This window comes from Chryseobacterium herbae (assembly GCF_025154075.1).
GTDB classification, from domain to species: domain Bacteria; phylum Bacteroidota; class Bacteroidia; order Flavobacteriales; family Weeksellaceae; genus Chryseobacterium; species Chryseobacterium herbae.
In genome coordinates this window covers 312,468-329,514 of record NZ_JAOAMU010000004.1, presented here as the reverse complement: position 1 = coordinate 329,514, position 17,047 = coordinate 312,468, and the positions used below count along the sequence as shown (strand labels likewise).

Sequence of the window (17,047 nt, the reverse complement as noted above, 5' to 3'; positions counted from 1 at the left end):
AAATATGGAATGTTAGCAGCTTTTTCAGCTGTAACGTTAACGTCATGTGGTGATGACTTCATTGAAACTGAATTCTTTCAGCAGGTTCAGCAGTCACCATTAAATACCATTGAAGAATTAGATGCTTTTGTAAAAGGACAGTATTTTTCAATGAGAAATGCCTCTTATTATGGATGTGATTTCCTACTGATCGGAGAAGTTAGAAGTAACAATATGTATTCTGATTTTGCTAACGGTGCAGGTTGGTTTACAACAGTTGCTTCATATTCTATGACTGCAGGAGATGCTTATTCTTCGGGGCCATACGCGGAAATGTATAAAGTAATTGCAAAAGCTAATATTGTAATTAACAATGTACCTTCAGGACAATTGACATGGAAAGCATCTCAGGATCCGGCAGCAATTCAAACAAAGGCTAACTTTTTAAAAGGTCAGTCTTATGCTTCAAGAGCATTAGCTTTATTTGACGTATTGAGAATGTATGGACAAGAGTACTCTGGAGGGACTACAGGAGTAGTTGTTCCTACAATTTACAATCCTGAAGCTAAACAAGCCCGTTCTACAGTAGCTGAAACAAGAGCTCAGATTGAAGCTGATTTTGATAAGGCACTTTCTCTAATGGGACCTGCAAGTGCTGCAGCTACTACAAACAGAGTTGAAATGAACGTATATACAGTAAAGGCATTAATGTCTAGATACTATTTATACAAAGGTGATTTTGCAAAAGTAAGAGCTTTGGTTGCTGAAATTTATGCAGCAAACAAATATGCTGTTATTCCTTCAACTGATTTTTCTGCAAGTTTCTCTAAACCAAACTCTGCAGTTAATTCAATTTTCGAAATTGCTGTAGGTGCTACAAACGACTTAGGAACAACTTCTATTTCTAACAAGCTAAACCTTGCTCCAAACGGATACGGAAATATGAAAGTTCTTCCTACTTTAAAAGCTCTTTATACTGCTAATGATGTTAGAGGAACTACTACACTTATTTCTGGAAATGTTCTTAGAGGGAAGTATGTAACAGGATATGATAATATTCACGTTTTGAGATACGAAGAAATATTGTTGAATGGTGCAGAAGCTGAGCTTCAGGGAGGGTCTGCTACAATAGCGGAAACTTATTTCAATCTTATCCAGACTAACCGTGGATTAACTGCCGTAGGACCAGGAACACTTATACCAGATATGGTAGTTAAAGAAAGACAGAGAGAGCTTGTAGGAGAAGGATTTGGATATTGGGATTTACTAAGAAGAAATCAACCGATTATCCAAAGAAGCTCTAGCGGTGCTGATGGTACTGTAAGAAACGTTGGAAATCCATTATTAACATTCCCTATCCCTAGAAACGAAATTAATGTTCCTGGAACATTAGTAACGCCTAACCCAGGGTTTGGTGCTTAATAATAAATAAATAATAAAAAAGCCGCTCTAGAGCGGCTTTTTTAATCTTAAGACCAATATTGATATGAAAAAAATACTTTTTATTACTGGAGTGCTTTTAGCGCAGAGCCTTTTTTCTCAGGAAACCGATATTCTTAATGTTGTGACGACACCAGATGGTTTCTATAGCAAACCAGGGAGAGTACGTAAAGAAGATCGCAAAATTGATGGTTCACCATACGTTAATGGTGATAAATTTGAAAAAGTAATGATAAAGGATTACAGTAAAAATGTACAGGATCTCCGATACAATGCTTACCGTGATGAAATGGAATTCGAGATAGGAAATGAATTGTATAACGCGAATAAAACAGAAGGCCTTAAAGTCAACTTTCCGTCACTGAAAAAAACGTATGAGTCTATTAACTATTCTTATGATAGCAAAACAAACTCCGGGTATCTGGTATTGCTGGTAGACAGTCCTAAATTTTCTTTGTACAAAAGAGAAAAAATGGAACTGATGGCAGGAACCAGAAGTAACAATGGCTTTACAAAAGATGCCAACGACTATTATGAAAGAGATAAAGACCTTTATCTTGTAGCGAAGAATAAGAAATTTTCCAAATTTCCAAAGAACGTATCAGAAGCATCAGAATTTTTTTCAGTAGATAAAAAAGAGCTGGAAACCTTTGTGAAATCCAATAAAATCAATTTCAACAAAGAACCGGATATGATAAAACTGGTAGAATTTATAAACAAGTAAACATCATAATATAAACCCCTGCATTTCGCAGGGTTTTTTGTTTCCTTTTATTTCTTATTTTTGCTGTACAAAATGAACAATGAAGCCCACGGGTGCAATATTTCTTTTGAACATATAAATAAACGCATGAAGTACATCCTTTTTATCATAATCTTTTTCGGTTTTGTCTCGAAGGCTCAAGTTGTTAATAAAACAGATATCAAGAGTCCGCAGAAAGAAGAAGACACCCTTGTTGTAGACAATGGGAAAAAAGATTCCCTGAAAATTTTTAAACCTACCATTAATGATTATCTGTATCAGACCCAGTTTTCTGAAAAGAAGATTTTTGATACCGTGATGACTTTTGACAAGACACATATCTATTCACAATATAATAATACAGACAACTTCGGGAAAGCCCAGGTTGCCAATATAGGAGCCGGATTCAATCCTTTGGTATATGAAGTCAATCCGGAACAGAACCTGTCTCTATTGCCTTCCAATAAATCGTATATGATCATCGGTGCCAATGATGTGAAATACTACGATGTAAAAACACCTACAGCCACTTTCATCTATCATACAGCGATGAAAAACGGGGCTGCTTTGAACTCTACGTATACGCAGAATATCGGAAAAAGATTCAATTTTGCCATTAACTATATGGGTCTTCGTTCCCAGGGGTTTTACAGGAATTCATTAGCATCCAATAACAATACTTTGTTTTCAGGACACTATGTTTCCAAGAGTGGGAATTATGAATTATTTGCCCACTATCTTCACCAGAATGTCAACAACCAGGAAAGTGGAGGAATCACAGAAGATGATTTGTTCCAAAACGGCGACAGCAACTACAAGAACAGACAGAATGCCCAGGTTAATCTGGCATCATCAAGTTCTCAGTATTCCTACAGGAGGTATTATCTGAGCCATCAGTTTACGCCGTTCAATGCGGAGAAATTTCCTTTCAGCATCAGACATACCCTATCTCATCAGGGGAATAAGTATTATTATAACCAGGGAGCTGTAGAACCGTACTGGTACGGCAATGTTTCAGAACTGACGAGTGGTTTTCCACTTACCACAAAAAAATATTCAGACAACTTCAGCAATACGGTAAGCCTTGTTTTTAATAATGAAAAATTCAAGCTTGATGGAGGAGTACGTTATCAGATGATTAAATTTGGAGTGAGAGATCTTGCCACGGTTAATGGAACAGCACTTCCGGGTGAGCTTAAAGAAAACAGGATCGGAGCTGTTGGAAACTTACAGGTTAAACTTTGGGACAAGTTTCAGTTGAAATCATTTTTAGAATTTTCAAATGGAAGCCAGTTTGGAAGCTATCTTAGAACAGCCAACAGCATCAAGTTTGAGCCGATAAAAGATTATTTCGTAAACGCGAAAGTGAATTTCCAGAGTGCATATCCTTCATTTAATTATCTTTTAAATACTTCCGTTTACAATAAATACAACTATTATCTGGAAAATGCCAAAAACCAGACCGTGACGGAAATCGGGGGAAGTGTTAATCTGAAATGGTTCAAGACCGAAATTTTTGCTAATTATTTCAGAATAGATAATTACACTTATTTCAGTGCAGAGGGAGCGCCGCAACAGAGCAGCACCTCGCTGAACATTTCTCAGATCGGAGGAGATGCCACTTTCAGTTTCGGAAAATTCCATCTTAATACAAGACTTCATTTCCAGAATGCATTGACGAATAAAGAACTTCTTCCCATGCCAAGTTTCATCGGAAGAGCCAATTTCTTCTTCCAGAGCAAAGCCTTTAAAGACGCGGCGGAGCTTCAGATGGGAGTGAAAGTATATTATTTCTCAAAATTTGCATCAAGAGATTACTTCCCGATTCTCAACGAATATATTTTGCCCAGAGCAGATTCATTCTCTATCGGAGGACAGCCTATTGCCGATCTTTATATCAATATGAAGGTTAAAAAAATGTTCTTTTACGTAGAAGGACAACAGATAGGAACATTTATTTCCAATAATAAAGCATACGCATTTGCCCATTATCCGGTTTATGATTTTAGATTAAACATTGGGATTGTGTGGTATTTGTTCAACTAAAAGCCAAACAAAGTTGAAAACAATAAATAAAATATCATTTAACGATATAGAAAGCATTCCTCAGCTGGTAAAAGATTTTCTGAACCAACAGATTGAGGGCTTTGAAAACAATACCTTTTCTTTAGATCACTTTAAAGATCAGATTCATCTCAAGCAGAATTCCTTTACACCGGATCAAAGGCAGATCTTGTCTGATGTACTGGATAAGCAGCATTCAGGTCTTAGACTTTCCTCAAAGCAGAAAGAAAACCTTGAAAATCTGAGACAGTCAAATACCTTTACAATAACTACCGGACATCAGTTAAACCTGTTCTCCGGACCCGTTTTCTTTGTCTATAAAATTTTACAGACCATTAAAACCTGTACCTATCTGAAGGAGAATTTTCCCGATTTTAATTTCGTTCCGGTATATTGGATGGCATCGGAAGATCATGATTTTGCAGAGATCAATCATTTTAAGACAGAGAATAATTATTATGAGATCAATGAAAAATCTGGCGGTCCGGTAGGAAGAATTACCATCAGCGATACCTTTTTCATCTCAGAATTTGAAAAGGAGTTTAAAGATTCCGTATTCGGGACAGAATTGATCCTGATGATGAAGGAAGCTTATAAAGTAGGAAATACATTGACCGAGGCTATCAAAACTTTAGTGAACAGGCTTTTCTCTGAATTCGGGCTGCTCATTATGGATGGCGATTCAAAAGAGCTAAAAAACCAGATTAAAGATATTTTCAGAGACGAATTGCTTCATTTCAGTTTACAGAAAAACTCAAAAGAAAAAGTAGATTTTCTGACAAAGAAATATGGAAAAGTTCAGGTGAATCCAAGGGATATCAATCTTTTCTACCTTTCCGAAACCAGAGACAGAATCGACTTTGACGGCGAAAAATATATTGCAGTCGATACAGACAAAAGATTTACACAGGAAGAAATCCTTCAGGAGTTAGAAAATCATCCCGAAAGATTCAGCCCGAATGCTTTGATGCGTCCGGTATATCAGGAAAAAGTACTTCCCAACTTAGCGTACATCGGCGGAAATGCAGAAATCATGTACTGGCTGGAGCTTAAAGATTATTTCGTAGCAGTCGATATTCCGTTCCCTGTTTTGATTCCGAGAAACTCTATGCTTTTCATTAAAGAAAAAACGGTAGGGAAAATCGAAAAACTAAATCTGAGTATCGAAGACTTCTTTGGAAACTTTACGGCGATTACCAACCAGAAACTTTTAAAAGACAGCAGCGTATTAGCGTTGCTTGAAGAAAAAGAAATACTTTTGGAAAAAGGCTTCTCCGAACTGAAAGCTATAGCGGAAACTACAGAACTTTCTTTCGGAAATATGGTGAAGGCGGAAGAAGTAAGACAGCTTAAATCATTTAAAAGAATGAAAAAGCGCTTGCTGCACGCAGAAAAAATAAAACAAGGCGAGTTGCTCGAAAGACTGGAGAAACTATTTTTAGATGTTCACCCTTCCAAAACATGGCAGGAAAGAGTCTACAACTTCAGTGTATTCTTTTCGGACTACGGCTATTCATGGCTTGAAAATTGTTGGGAAGAAATGGTGGTTCAAGAATCCAAATTAATAATTGTTGCCATTTAATTTTAAAGAAGTATTTTTGTAAATTATAATTATCGAGTATGATAAAGAGGTTTTTTATTTTGTCCAGTTTATGTATGGTTTTGGGAGTATCTGCCCAGAACTCACACACCGTTGTAAAAGGAGACAATCCTTATAATATTGCAAAAAAATACGGGATAACTGTAGATGAATTGTTAAAGCTGAACCCAAAATTCAAAGACGGTAAGCTGGCCATAGGAGACGTTGTTACAGTGAAAGCTGAAAAACAAGCCGCTCCGGTGTCTAAGCCTGTAGTGGTTGAAAAAGCAAAACCAAGTCATTCAAATGGGCAGGTTGGAAAAATTATCCTTCAGCCTAAACAGACGATTTACGGAATTACAAAACAGTACCGTATCTCTGAAACAGACCTGAGAAAGCTGAATCCTGAACTCGACATCCATATGAAAATAGGGGACGAGATTACTTTACCGCTCGACAGCATTAAAAAATATGGCGGAGACCAACAGGTAGCTCCTGCTGTAACTATAGATCCTAAACCTACAGAACCGCATAGCGGAATTCCTGCTACAGCAACTGTAGGCGGAGCAATATATGTTATTCAGGCCAAAGATAATTACTACAGAATTACAAAACAGTTTGGAATCAGCCAGCAGGAATTGTATGCCTTAAATCCAGGATTGGAAGAAAAAGGACTGAAGCCGGGCGAAACCATCATCGTAAAAAATGTAAAAACGGATACCACTTCAGTCACTGAGCCTGTAAATCCGAAAACCAAAATAGATTCAGGAAACGAGAAATCTACAACATCAACTGTAACTCCTGCAGCTTCAGCTGATGACTACGTTACTTATACCGTTCAACAGGGAGACACTGTGTTCTCCATCGTGAATAAATTCGGAATCTCGATTGATGAACTGATCGCCCTGAACCCGGATCTTTCAAAAGGTCTGAAATCAGGAATGATCTTAAAGATCAAAAAACAGGATCCGGCTTATGTAAAGAAAAGCGGTGATGCATTGAGCGTTGTTTTGATGCTTCCTTTCGGATACAGTACCAACGAAACTCAGTACAGAGGAATGGCGCTGGATTTCCTTACCGGAGCTAAATTAGCCATCGAAAGAAATGCAAGAGGCGGACAGAAACTTGATATCAAAATTGTAGATTCAGGAAACGAAGCTTCATTTAAAAACTCTATGTCCCAGATCAATCCTGATAATACGGATCTGATCATTGGCCCGTTCTTCAAATCAAACGTAATTGATGTTCTTGATTTTACCAAAAATCAGAAAATCCCGGTTGTAGCACCTTTTGCCAACTCTCCGGAACTGTATAATTACAGCAACCTGATCATTGTGGAAACCAATGACCAGACGTACGCAGATAAAATCGTTGAAGAAGTAAAAGGAGTTTATTCAGATCAGAAAATTTATGTCGTAGCAGACAGCAAAAAAGAAATTGCAGGCTACATCAAAGGAGGTTTGGAAAAAGCTGTTAAAAATCCAAATGTAATTATCGTGAACTCTCCTGCAGAAATTCAGCTGGACCAGAACATGATGACAGGACAATCTGCTCCGGTTATCGCTATTCTTGCCAGTGACAATGATGCTGCCGGTGATGCATTCGCCAATAAAATCATAGCGCTTTCCAAAGAAGTGCAGGGTGTAAAAGCCTTCAGCATGTACTATTCTCCGGTATTCGAGAAAAAAGTAGATGAGTTGAGCCAGGCTAGCCTTGTTTATCTGATGGACAGAAAGATCAATGCAGACGGGAATTTTGAAAAAGAGATCTTAGCAGCCTATAAAAGTAAATACTGCAAAACACCTCCAAAATATGCAATCGTTGGTTTTGATGTCGTGAATGATATGCTGACGAGAGAAAATAAAAAAGGAGAGATTTTTAAGCAGATGAACAAAGTACAGACCCAGCTTGCTACCAAGTTTGAGTTTGTAAAATCAAAAGCAAACGGAGCTTATGTAAACACCGGATACCGTGTGATTAGATTAGTTCCTTAACTGATTTGTGCCTTTTTAAAGGGATATTTTTAACATTATCTTTATATTTGCATAATATTTAATTCATTACATGAAAGCACTTGTATTTCCTGGGCAGGGTTCTCAGTTCGTAGGAATGGGAAAAGAATTGTACGATTCTAGAAAAGACATTAAGGACTTAATGGAATCTGCCAATGAAATTTTAGGTTTCGATATTCTTTCGTTGATGTTCAACGGGACAGATGGAGATCTTAAGAAAACAGAGGTTACCCAGCCTTCTATATTTATACATTCAGTAGCTGCCTTAAAAGCAGTGAACGGTCTTGGAGCCGAAATGGTAGCAGGACATTCTTTAGGAGAATTTTCAGCTTTAGTTGCCAATGGCGTTTTATCTTTTGACGACGGTCTGAAATTAGTATCCGAAAGAGCAAAAGCAATGCAGGAAGCCTGTGATGCCAATCCAAGCTCTATGGCTGCAATCTTAGGTCTTGAAGACGCAAAAGTTGAAGAGATCTGTGCACAGATCAGCGGTATTGTAGTTCCGGCTAACTACAACTGTCCTGGCCAATTGGTTATTTCAGGAGAAACAGCTGCAGTAGAAGAGGCTTGCATAAAGCTTAAAGAAGCGGGAGCAAAAAGAGCGTTGTTACTTCCTGTAAACGGAGCGTTCCACTCACCGTTGATGCAGCCTGCACAGGTAAGACTGGCAGCAGCAATCGAAAATACAAAATTCAGAAAAGCAACCATTCCGGTATACCAGAATATCACCACTACAGCAGTGACCAACCCTGAAGAGATCAAACAAAACCTGATCGCTCAGCTTACAGGTCCTGTAAAATGGACGCAGTCTGTTCAGAATATGATCAAAGACGGAGCGTTTAATTTCGTAGAAGTAGGTCCTGGAAAAACACTTCAGGGGCTGATCAAGAAAATTGATCCGTCTGTGGAAGTTGCTTCTGCTATCTAATAAAAAAAATATGAGCGTAATATTTTCACCGGGCAAGCTTATGCTTACTTCTGAATATTTCGCAATAGACGGAGCTCTTGTCCTGGCGGTACCTACCAAGCTTGGACAAGAGTTTTTTTTTGAAGAAAAAGAAGATGAAAAATCCCTGATCTTTTGGGAGGCCTATCATCAAGACAAATTATGGTTTAAGGCTGTCATAGAATACAAGAACTGGCAGATTCTGGAAGCCAATATTCCTTCAAGCGCTGACTTTATTCTTAAAACCTTAAAGAACGTTCAGCAGCTTTCTCAAACTAAATTCAAAAATAATTCTACTTATCATCTGAAGACCAATCTTCAGTTTCCTGCGGATTATGGGCTCGGAAGCAGTTCAACACTGATGAACAACCTTGCAGAATGGGCAGCTATTGATCCTTTTCATTTAAACAGCATCAGTTTAGGCGGAAGCGGGTACGATATTGCTGTTGCCAAAGAAAAATCAGCCATCCTGTTCAGAAGTAAACCTGAGATCTTTTATGAAAAGACAGATTTCAACCCTCCGTTCAAAAATGAATTGATCTTTATTCATCTAAATCAGAAACAGGACAGCAGGGAAGGAATCAATTTTTACAAGTCGAAACCGAAGTCTCAAATACTCGTTGAAGAATTTTCGGATATCACAAAGAAAGTTTTGTTATGCAGTGAATTGGAAACTTTTTCGCAGCTGATGATGATTCATGAACAAAAAATCTCAAAATTCCTTGAAATTCCTACAGTTAAAGAGAAGTTTTTCGCAGACTGTCCGGTTTTTGTCAAAAGTTTAGGAGCTTGGGGCGGAGATTTTGTGATGAGTGCTAAATTTGACGGCTATGAGGACTATTTTTGGGGAAAAGGTTTTAATGCCGTTTTTCAATGGTCTGATATAATTAATTTATAATCAATAAATTACAATCCATTTTTTTTATTTGTCATTCTGACTTATATCATTATATTTAAACCACCTTTAACAAATAATTAATATTAATTTTGTTGAACCCAATAAAGAAATAGAAAATATAAGTAAAATGAAACACGCTAAAATCATCCAGGATTTAGAAAAATTAGGGATTAAAGGAAATTATGAAGTAGTCTATAACCCGTCTTACGAAGAGTTATATCAGGCTGAAGTGGCTTCTGATAATCAAGGCTTTGAGCAAGCTGAACTTACGGAATCCGGTGCAGTATCAGTAAAAACTGGAATTTTCACAGGTCGTTCACCTAAAGACAGATACATAGTTCAGGATGATGTTACAAGAGATACAATTTTCTGGGATGGGAAAGTAAACCTTCCTACTACAGCGGAAAATTTTGATTCTTGTAAAGGATTAGTGCTGAACCAGCTTTCTGAGGCTAAGAAAATTTATGTAGTGGATGCTTTTTGTGGCACCAATACAGATACGAGGCTAAAAGTAAGGTTCATCGTTGAGGTAGCGTGGCAGGCGCATTTCGTTACTAATATGTTTATCCGTCCGTCTCACTACGAGCTTGAAAACTTCGGAGAGCCGGATTTCACAGTGATCAACGGTTCTAAAACAACCAACCCGAACTGGGAAGCTCAGGGATTAAATTCTGAGAACTTCATCATGTTCAATCTTACTGAAAAACTACAGATCATCGGAGGTACCTGGTACGGAGGTGAAATGAAAAAAGGAATGTTTGCGATGATGAACTATTACCTTCCATTGAAGGGGATGGCTTCTATGCACTGTTCTGCAAACGTAGGTGAAGAAGGAGATGTTGCTCTTTTCTTCGGTCTTTCCGGAACTGGAAAAACAACTTTATCTGCAGATCCGAAAAGATTCCTGATTGGTGACGATGAGCACGGTTGGGACAACAATGGTGTATTCAACTACGAAGGTGGATGTTATGCTAAAGTGATTGACCTTTCTGAAGAGAAAGAACCGGATATTTTCAGAGCGATCAAAAGAGATGCGCTTCTTGAAAATGTAGTGGTACACAACGGAGTTGCTGACTATACTGACGGATCTATCACTGAAAATACAAGAGTATCTTACCCAATTTATCATATCAACAAGATTGTTCTTCCTTCCAAGGCAGGACATGCTAAGAAGATCGTTTATCTTTCTGCTGATGCATTCGGGGTATTGCCTCCGGTTTCTATCTTAGATGAAAATCAAGCTCAGTACCACTTCCTTTGCGGATATACTTCCAAACTGGCAGGTACCGAAAGAGGAATTACTGAACCGGAACCATCTTTCTCTCCTGCATTCGGAGAAGCTTTCCTTACCCTTCACCCAACCATGTATTCTAAAACACTGATCGGAAAAATGAAGGAGCACGGAGCTAAAGCTTATTTAGTCAATACAGGATGGAACGGAACAGGAAAGAGAATTTCTCTGAAAGATACAAGAGCTATTATCGATGCCATCATTGACGGTTCTATCGAAAACGCTCCTAAAACTCAGGTTCCGATCATGAACCTTGAGATTCCAACTCAGCTTCCAAATGTTTCTGAAGGTATCCTAGATCCAAGAGAAACGTACAGCAATGCTGCAGAATGGGAAGAAAAAGCAAAAGATCTTGCTGCAAGATATATCAAAAACTTTGAACAGTACTGCGATACTGAGGAAGGAAGAAAGTTAATCGCTTCCGGACCTCAGCTACAACAGCAGACTACTTAATACAACAAAAGCCTCATCATCGATGAGGCTTTTTTTATGATCATTTTTCAGTGTCTGTTTAAAATTGATCTTAATTTCCTTAATCAGAATAAACTTAGTTTATTTTCTAATTTAAACATTAAGGATTTAAGCAGTACGCTTATTGTTACTAGTGAAGAAATCAATAAATTGATTTTTTTAAGCTCTTTAAGCATCCAACCTTTTAAGATCTTAATTTCTTAATGTTAAAAAAAACAGTTAGAATTCTATAGTATTTATTTCATTAAACTGATTTCTCTTTCAAATAAAACGCAATCATCCGTGTAAATCTGTGTAATCAGTGGTTAATAAACTTTTATCTTAAACTCAATAAAGCCAATCTGTATCCATCCATTCCAAAACCTGACAAAACAGCATCTGTATTTGCGGCCGTTACAGATTTCTGACGGAATTCTTCCCTTTTGTAAATATTACTGATGTGAACCTCGATTTTAGGTTTCCTGATATTCTTTAAACAGTCTGCAATAGCATATGAATAATGCGTATACGCTCCGGGATTAATCACCAGCGCATCAAAATTATCCTCCTGAAGCCTGTTTATAATTTCCCCTTCAATATTGGACTGGTAATAGTCCAGGTCATAAGATGTAAATTCAGATCTCAGTTTTTCGAGGCAGGATTCCATGGATGTGCTGCCGTATATTTCAGGTTCTCTTGTGCCCAAAAGATTCAGATTGGGGCCGTTTACAATTAAAACTTTCATTCTATAAATTTAAATAGTTTCGCTCTATTTTCGAACTTTTTTTTATAGTTTTGGTTAATTACATTATGTGTAATGATATTTATCATGTTTGGTTATTTCGCAATCCTGTAACTGTTTACTGTAGCGGGCTTTGATGAATAATTAAGTTAATTTTTGAAAATATTTCATAATAAATTTTAAAGTCTACTTGTTTTGTAGACTAATTGTTTTTAGATTTGCAAACATATTTCGATCGGCTTATAAAGAAAGATGGAGGGAACTGACCCTGTGAAATCTTAACAACCTGCCCCTGAGCAAGGTGTTGCATTCAGCCTATAAAGGAAAAATAAGCATTTGGTTAATCGTATGTATCGATGCCCTTTGCTGACTTTTCTGCAAAGGGTTAATTTTTAATATTTGACAAATAAAATTGATTATGATTAGTAAAAATTTAATTAATTCTAAAATTTGGATTCCACCTATCGCTGTATTTTTCTTAGGAATGATGAGTGTACAGGCTCAGGAAGCCAAGTTGAAAAAAGATACAATCAAAGAGAAGGAAATTGATGAAGTGGTAGTGATCGCTTATGGTAAGGCCAAAAGAAACAGCTATACCGGTTCAGTAGCCACCATCTCCAGCGATAAGATTAATAACAGACCTGTTACCAATATAACCAAAGTTCTGGAGGGGCAGGTTCCTGGAGTACAGGCGGTAAGTGCATCGGGACAGCCAGGCGCTACAGCTTCTGTACGTATACGAGGAATCGGTTCCATCAGTGCTTCCAGTGATCCTCTGTACGTGGTAGATGGAATTCCTTTTGACGGAAATATCAATTCCATCAGCCCAAATGATATAGAATCCATCAGTGTTTTGAAAGATGCTACGGCAAGTTCGTTATACGGATCGAGAGGTGCTAACGGAATCATCATCATTACAACGAAATCCGGGAAAAAAGGAGAATCAAGGGTGAATTTTAATATCAGCCAGGGATTTTCCAGCAGAGCGGTAAATGATTATAAGCAGGTAAGTACAGATCAGTATTTCCAGCTGTATTGGGAAGCCTTGAGAAACGGTTACAAATCCAGTCAGATTTCTTCACAGCAGGCCGGTCAGATGGCCAGTGACAACCTTGTGACTGCTCTTGGAATCAATCCTTACGGAGCCGGATATCCACAGCCTGTAGGACCGGACGGAAAACTTCTTCCCGGAGCAAAACCTTTATGGAATGACGATTGGAGAGATATTCTTCAAAGGACAGCTTCCAGAAATCAGGTGGATTTTGATATCAGCGGAGGAAGCGAGAAGAGTAATTATTTCTTTTCATTAGGCTATCTGGATGATAAAGGAATTGCCATCGAATCTGGCTTTCAAAAATTTGCAACCAGACTGAAGGTAAATACTGAAGTGAAGAAATGGCTGAATGCAGGAGTGAATTTAAGCTACACCAACAGTATCCAGAATGCACCGCCTTCTTCAGACTCCAGACAGGACAATATTATTCTGGCTGCGAGGGTAGTTCCTTCTTTTTACCCTTATTACGAAAGGAATGCCGATGGAACCTACAGATTGGATGCTGAAGGAAACAGAATCTATGATTTCGGTAAATACAGACCTACCAATGCATTGCAGAACCAGAATGCTGCTGCAACGCTGCCTTTGGATAAAAATGAAAATAAAGAGGATAACTTCTCAGGAAAAGGATTTCTGGAATTTACTTTCCTTCCGGAATTGAAATTTAAGAGCAGCTTTTCTGTTGATTTAGTGAATTACAACGGACATTATTACTCGAATCCACTTATCGGGGAGGGAAGTGAGATCGGTGGTTCTGTGACGAGATCCAACAGCAGAACGTTTTCTTATACCACCAGTAATATTCTGACGTACGATAAGAAATTCGGGAAACATCACATCAATGTTTTAGGAGGTCAGGAATTTTACAAATATGATTTTCAAACGATTTCAGGTTCCAGAAGCCAGTTTTCACTTCCTTATTACTATGAGCCGGATGCGGCTGCTTTGTTGGGGAGTTTCGGTGGAAACAGTGATAAATTCTCTCTGTTGAGTTTCCTGGGAAGAGCGGAATATGATTTTAACAATACTTACTTCTTATCTGTATCAGGAAGAGCAGATGGTTCTTCAAGATTCTTTGCGGATAACCGATGGGGTAAATTCTGGTCAGTGGGAGGTTCATGGAAAGTTTCGAATGAAAATTTTATTAAAGATCTGAGTTTCTTCAACCAGCTGACATTACGTGCGAGTTACGGTGGACAGGGAAATGATAAATTAAGGAGACCTAACGGATCTTCACTTTATTACGCTTATCAGGAATTATACAAGTTTTATAATAACCTTGGTGAGGCGGGAACTGTTCTGGAAAAAATACAGACCAATGATGTGAAATGGGAGACCAATCTTAATTTAAACGTAGGTCTGGAGTTCGCTATTCTTAATAACAGGGTTAAAGGGAATGTAGAATATTTTAAACGTAAAAGCCAGGATCTTTTGTTTAATATGCCGGTTGCGCCATCCCTTGGGATCAGTGACTTCCCTTTTAACGTCGGAACATTGCAGAATACCGGTTTTGAATTCTCATTATTCACAACACCGATCAAGAATGATAACTTCCAGTGGAACGTGGATGTGAATCTGAGTACTTTACGTAATAAAATCACCAAGCTGCCAAAAGGAGCTGTGATATCCGGAACGAAACGTCTGGAAGTAGGTGGGTCTGTTTATGATTTTTATCTTCAGGAATGGAAAGGAGTAGATCCTTCGAACGGAAAACCTTTATGGAGATACATCTATCAGGATGCGAACGGGAATACCGTAGACGGAACCACTTCTGAATATGCAAAAGCGACAAGAACCCTTCAGGGATCGGCACTGCCTAAAGTAACAGGTGGGATCAGCACAAGTGTGGCTTATAAAAATTTCGACTTTTCAGGATTGCTGACCTTCAGTATCGGAGGAAAGATTCTGGATACGGATTATACATCATTGATGTCCAACGGAAACTCTGCAGGACGCTCATGGAGTGCGGAAATGCTGAACAGATGGACTCCGGACAATCCTAACACGGATGTTCCTGGATTGAGCACCACGACGAATAACTGGAATTCTTCTTCTTCAAGATTTTTATACTCTGGAACATATGCAAGACTTAAAAATGTGAGTCTGGGATATACGCTGCCTTCTGATTATTTTGAAAAACTGGGACTGAAGAAATTCAGAATCTATGTTCAGGCTGAAAACCTTCTGACATTCTACAAGCATAAAGGAATGGACCCGGAACAGGCTCTGGACGGAACTACGTATTACAGATATCCTGCGATGAGAACGATAACTTTCGGTCTTCAGGCAACTCTTTAACCTTTTAAAATCGAAACAATGAAAAAATTAAAATATATATCTTTTGCCCTGATTGCTTTATGGTCACTGACAAGCTGTGAAAGCGAGCTGGAAACGGCTCCTACGGATCAGGCCAACGGTGCAGAGGTTTTTAAAACAGCGGAAAGTGCAGAAACCGTGATTAATGGAGCCTGGGCTAAACTTAATGATGACGGCCCGAACTACGCGAATAGCGGATATTCAACCGTTTTGAGAACGAGTGATGCGATGGGAAGTGATGTGGCGGTTCTGACCAACAAATATGGTTTCCCGTCTGCGTACGCTTTTACAGAGTTAATCAACAATACCCTCTCTCGTCCGCAGTTTATATGGACTACACTTTATTCCACAATTAACAATATGAATAATGTGATTGCCCGTATTGATCAGACAGAAGGAAGCCAGACGAAAAAAGATCAGGTCAAAGGTCAGGCCAAAGCATTGCGTGCTTTCTGTTATCTGAATCTGGCGAGTTTTTACCAGTTCAGTTATCTGAAAGACAAAACGGCGCTCACGGCTCCGATCTATACGGAACCATCTACAATCAGTTCTGTACCGAAGAAAAAAGCAAGTCTCGAAGAAATTTATACGCTGATCAAAAGTGATCTTACGGAAGCGGATAATCTTTTGACCGATTATACGAGAAATAATAAAGACAAAATCAACAAAGCTGTTGTCAACGGACTTTTAGCGAGAACCTACCTGAATACCGGTGAGTGGAGCAAAGCTGCATCTGCAGCCAAAATAGCCAGAACAGGATATCCTTTAATGATCGCTGAAAAATACAAAGAAGGTTTCAATGACATCAATAACGGTGAATGGATCTGGGGACACGGGCAAACTCAGGAACAGTCGGGAGCGAGCTATGCTTTCCATTTTCTGGATGTGTCTTCTTCCGGAAGTTATTACTATAGCTTTATGGCAGATCCGTTTTTCAAAGATCTTTTCGATACCAATGATACCAGATCTCAGCTATTTCAGTGGGATGGTCTTCCGGGAAGAGAAGGTCTGCTAAGATATTCTAAGTTTAAATTTAAAACCGGACTTATTGCAGATATCGTATTAATGAGAGCGGCAGAAATGTACCTGATCGAAGCTGAAGCTGAAGCAAGAAACGGAAATGTTGCCAATGCGGTTACAGTATTAAACCAATTGAAAGCGGCCAGAAATGCCAATCCTTACACAGGATCTCTTGCTCAGAATGATGTCATCAAAGAAATCCTGATTGAGAGAAGAAAAGAACTTTTCGGGGAAGGATTCTCCCTTTCAGATATTATCAGAACGCAGGGAACCGTGGTAAGAAAACCATTCGTAGATACCAGCGGACAGCCTATAAAAGTTCAGGTAACTACTCCTGACGGAACCGTAAAAACAGTGAACGGAAGAGGGCATACAGTTTTCTCATTCCCGGAACAGGTGCCATTTGCACCCAACAACAAGTATTTGTTATTCAGTATTCCTCAGAAGGAGCTGGATAATAATCCGAACCTGTAATTTATTTAGATTTGATTTTTTTTGCCATCGTGTAGTACGG

General features: G+C 38.5%; 11 protein-coding genes and 1 riboswitch. Of the genes, 10 read left to right on the top strand and 1 reads right to left on the bottom strand.

What is annotated here, in order from left to right:
* Positions 1 to 9 precede the first annotated feature (9 nt).
* From N0B48_RS14585 to pckA, 8 genes are all read left to right on the top strand, one after another.
* The gene (locus N0B48_RS14585) at positions 10 to 1,401 is read left to right on the top strand and encodes a RagB/SusD family nutrient uptake outer membrane protein (protein ID WP_259839486.1); all 1,392 of its coding nucleotides are present in this window, start codon (positions 10 to 12) and stop codon (positions 1,399 to 1,401) included.
* Positions 1,402 to 1,465: 64 nt separating this feature from the next.
* Entirely contained in the window at positions 1,466 to 2,143 is a 678-nt protein-coding gene (locus N0B48_RS14580; protein WP_259839485.1) for a hypothetical protein, read from the top strand.
* Between the two features lie 126 nt (positions 2,144 to 2,269).
* Positions 2,270 to 4,207, top strand: coding sequence for a putative porin (locus N0B48_RS14575; protein WP_259839484.1), 1,938 nt, complete (start codon positions 2,270 to 2,272; stop codon positions 4,205 to 4,207).
* A gap of 13 nt (positions 4,208 to 4,220) precedes the next feature.
* Positions 4,221 to 5,807: a bacillithiol biosynthesis cysteine-adding enzyme BshC gene (gene bshC / locus N0B48_RS14570; protein ID WP_259839482.1), complete on the top strand. Its 1,587-nt coding sequence runs from the start codon at positions 4,221 to 4,223 to the stop codon at positions 5,805 to 5,807.
* A gap of 38 nt (positions 5,808 to 5,845) precedes the next feature.
* Positions 5,846 to 7,798: a LysM peptidoglycan-binding domain-containing protein gene (locus N0B48_RS14565; protein WP_259839481.1), complete on the top strand. Its 1,953-nt coding sequence runs from the start codon at positions 5,846 to 5,848 to the stop codon at positions 7,796 to 7,798.
* Positions 7,799 to 7,868: 70 nt separating this feature from the next.
* On the top strand, positions 7,869 to 8,744 hold the full coding sequence (gene fabD, locus N0B48_RS14560) for an ACP S-malonyltransferase (protein WP_259839480.1): 876 nt from the start codon (positions 7,869 to 7,871) through the stop codon (positions 8,742 to 8,744).
* Between the two features lie 10 nt (positions 8,745 to 8,754).
* Positions 8,755 to 9,660 (top strand): GYDIA family GHMP kinase, encoded by a 906-nt coding sequence (locus N0B48_RS14555; RefSeq protein WP_259839479.1) that lies wholly within the window; start codon positions 8,755 to 8,757, stop codon positions 9,658 to 9,660.
* Between the two features lie 127 nt (positions 9,661 to 9,787).
* The gene (gene pckA / locus N0B48_RS14550; RefSeq protein WP_259839478.1) at positions 9,788 to 11,404 is read left to right on the top strand and encodes a phosphoenolpyruvate carboxykinase (ATP); all 1,617 of its coding nucleotides are present in this window, start codon (positions 9,788 to 9,790) and stop codon (positions 11,402 to 11,404) included.
* 334 nt (positions 11,405 to 11,738) lie between these two features.
* Here pckA and N0B48_RS14545 read toward each other — a convergent pair whose 3' ends face one another.
* A complete protein-coding gene (locus N0B48_RS14545) occupies positions 11,739 to 12,146 on the bottom strand; it encodes a type II 3-dehydroquinate dehydratase (RefSeq protein WP_259839477.1) in 408 nt (135 codons plus the stop codon).
* A gap of 234 nt (positions 12,147 to 12,380) precedes the next feature.
* A riboswitch (SAM riboswitch) is annotated at positions 12,381 to 12,478 on the top strand.
* A gap of 83 nt (positions 12,479 to 12,561) precedes the next feature.
* Here N0B48_RS14545 and N0B48_RS14540 point away from each other — a divergent pair.
* Positions 12,562 to 15,495: a SusC/RagA family TonB-linked outer membrane protein gene (locus tag N0B48_RS14540; protein ID WP_259839476.1), complete on the top strand. Its 2,934-nt coding sequence runs from the start codon at positions 12,562 to 12,564 to the stop codon at positions 15,493 to 15,495.
* An 18-nt stretch (positions 15,496 to 15,513) separates the two neighbouring features.
* Entirely contained in the window at positions 15,514 to 17,007 is a 1,494-nt protein-coding gene (locus tag N0B48_RS14535; RefSeq protein ID WP_259839475.1) for a RagB/SusD family nutrient uptake outer membrane protein, read from the top strand.
* Positions 17,008 to 17,047 lie beyond the last annotated feature (40 nt).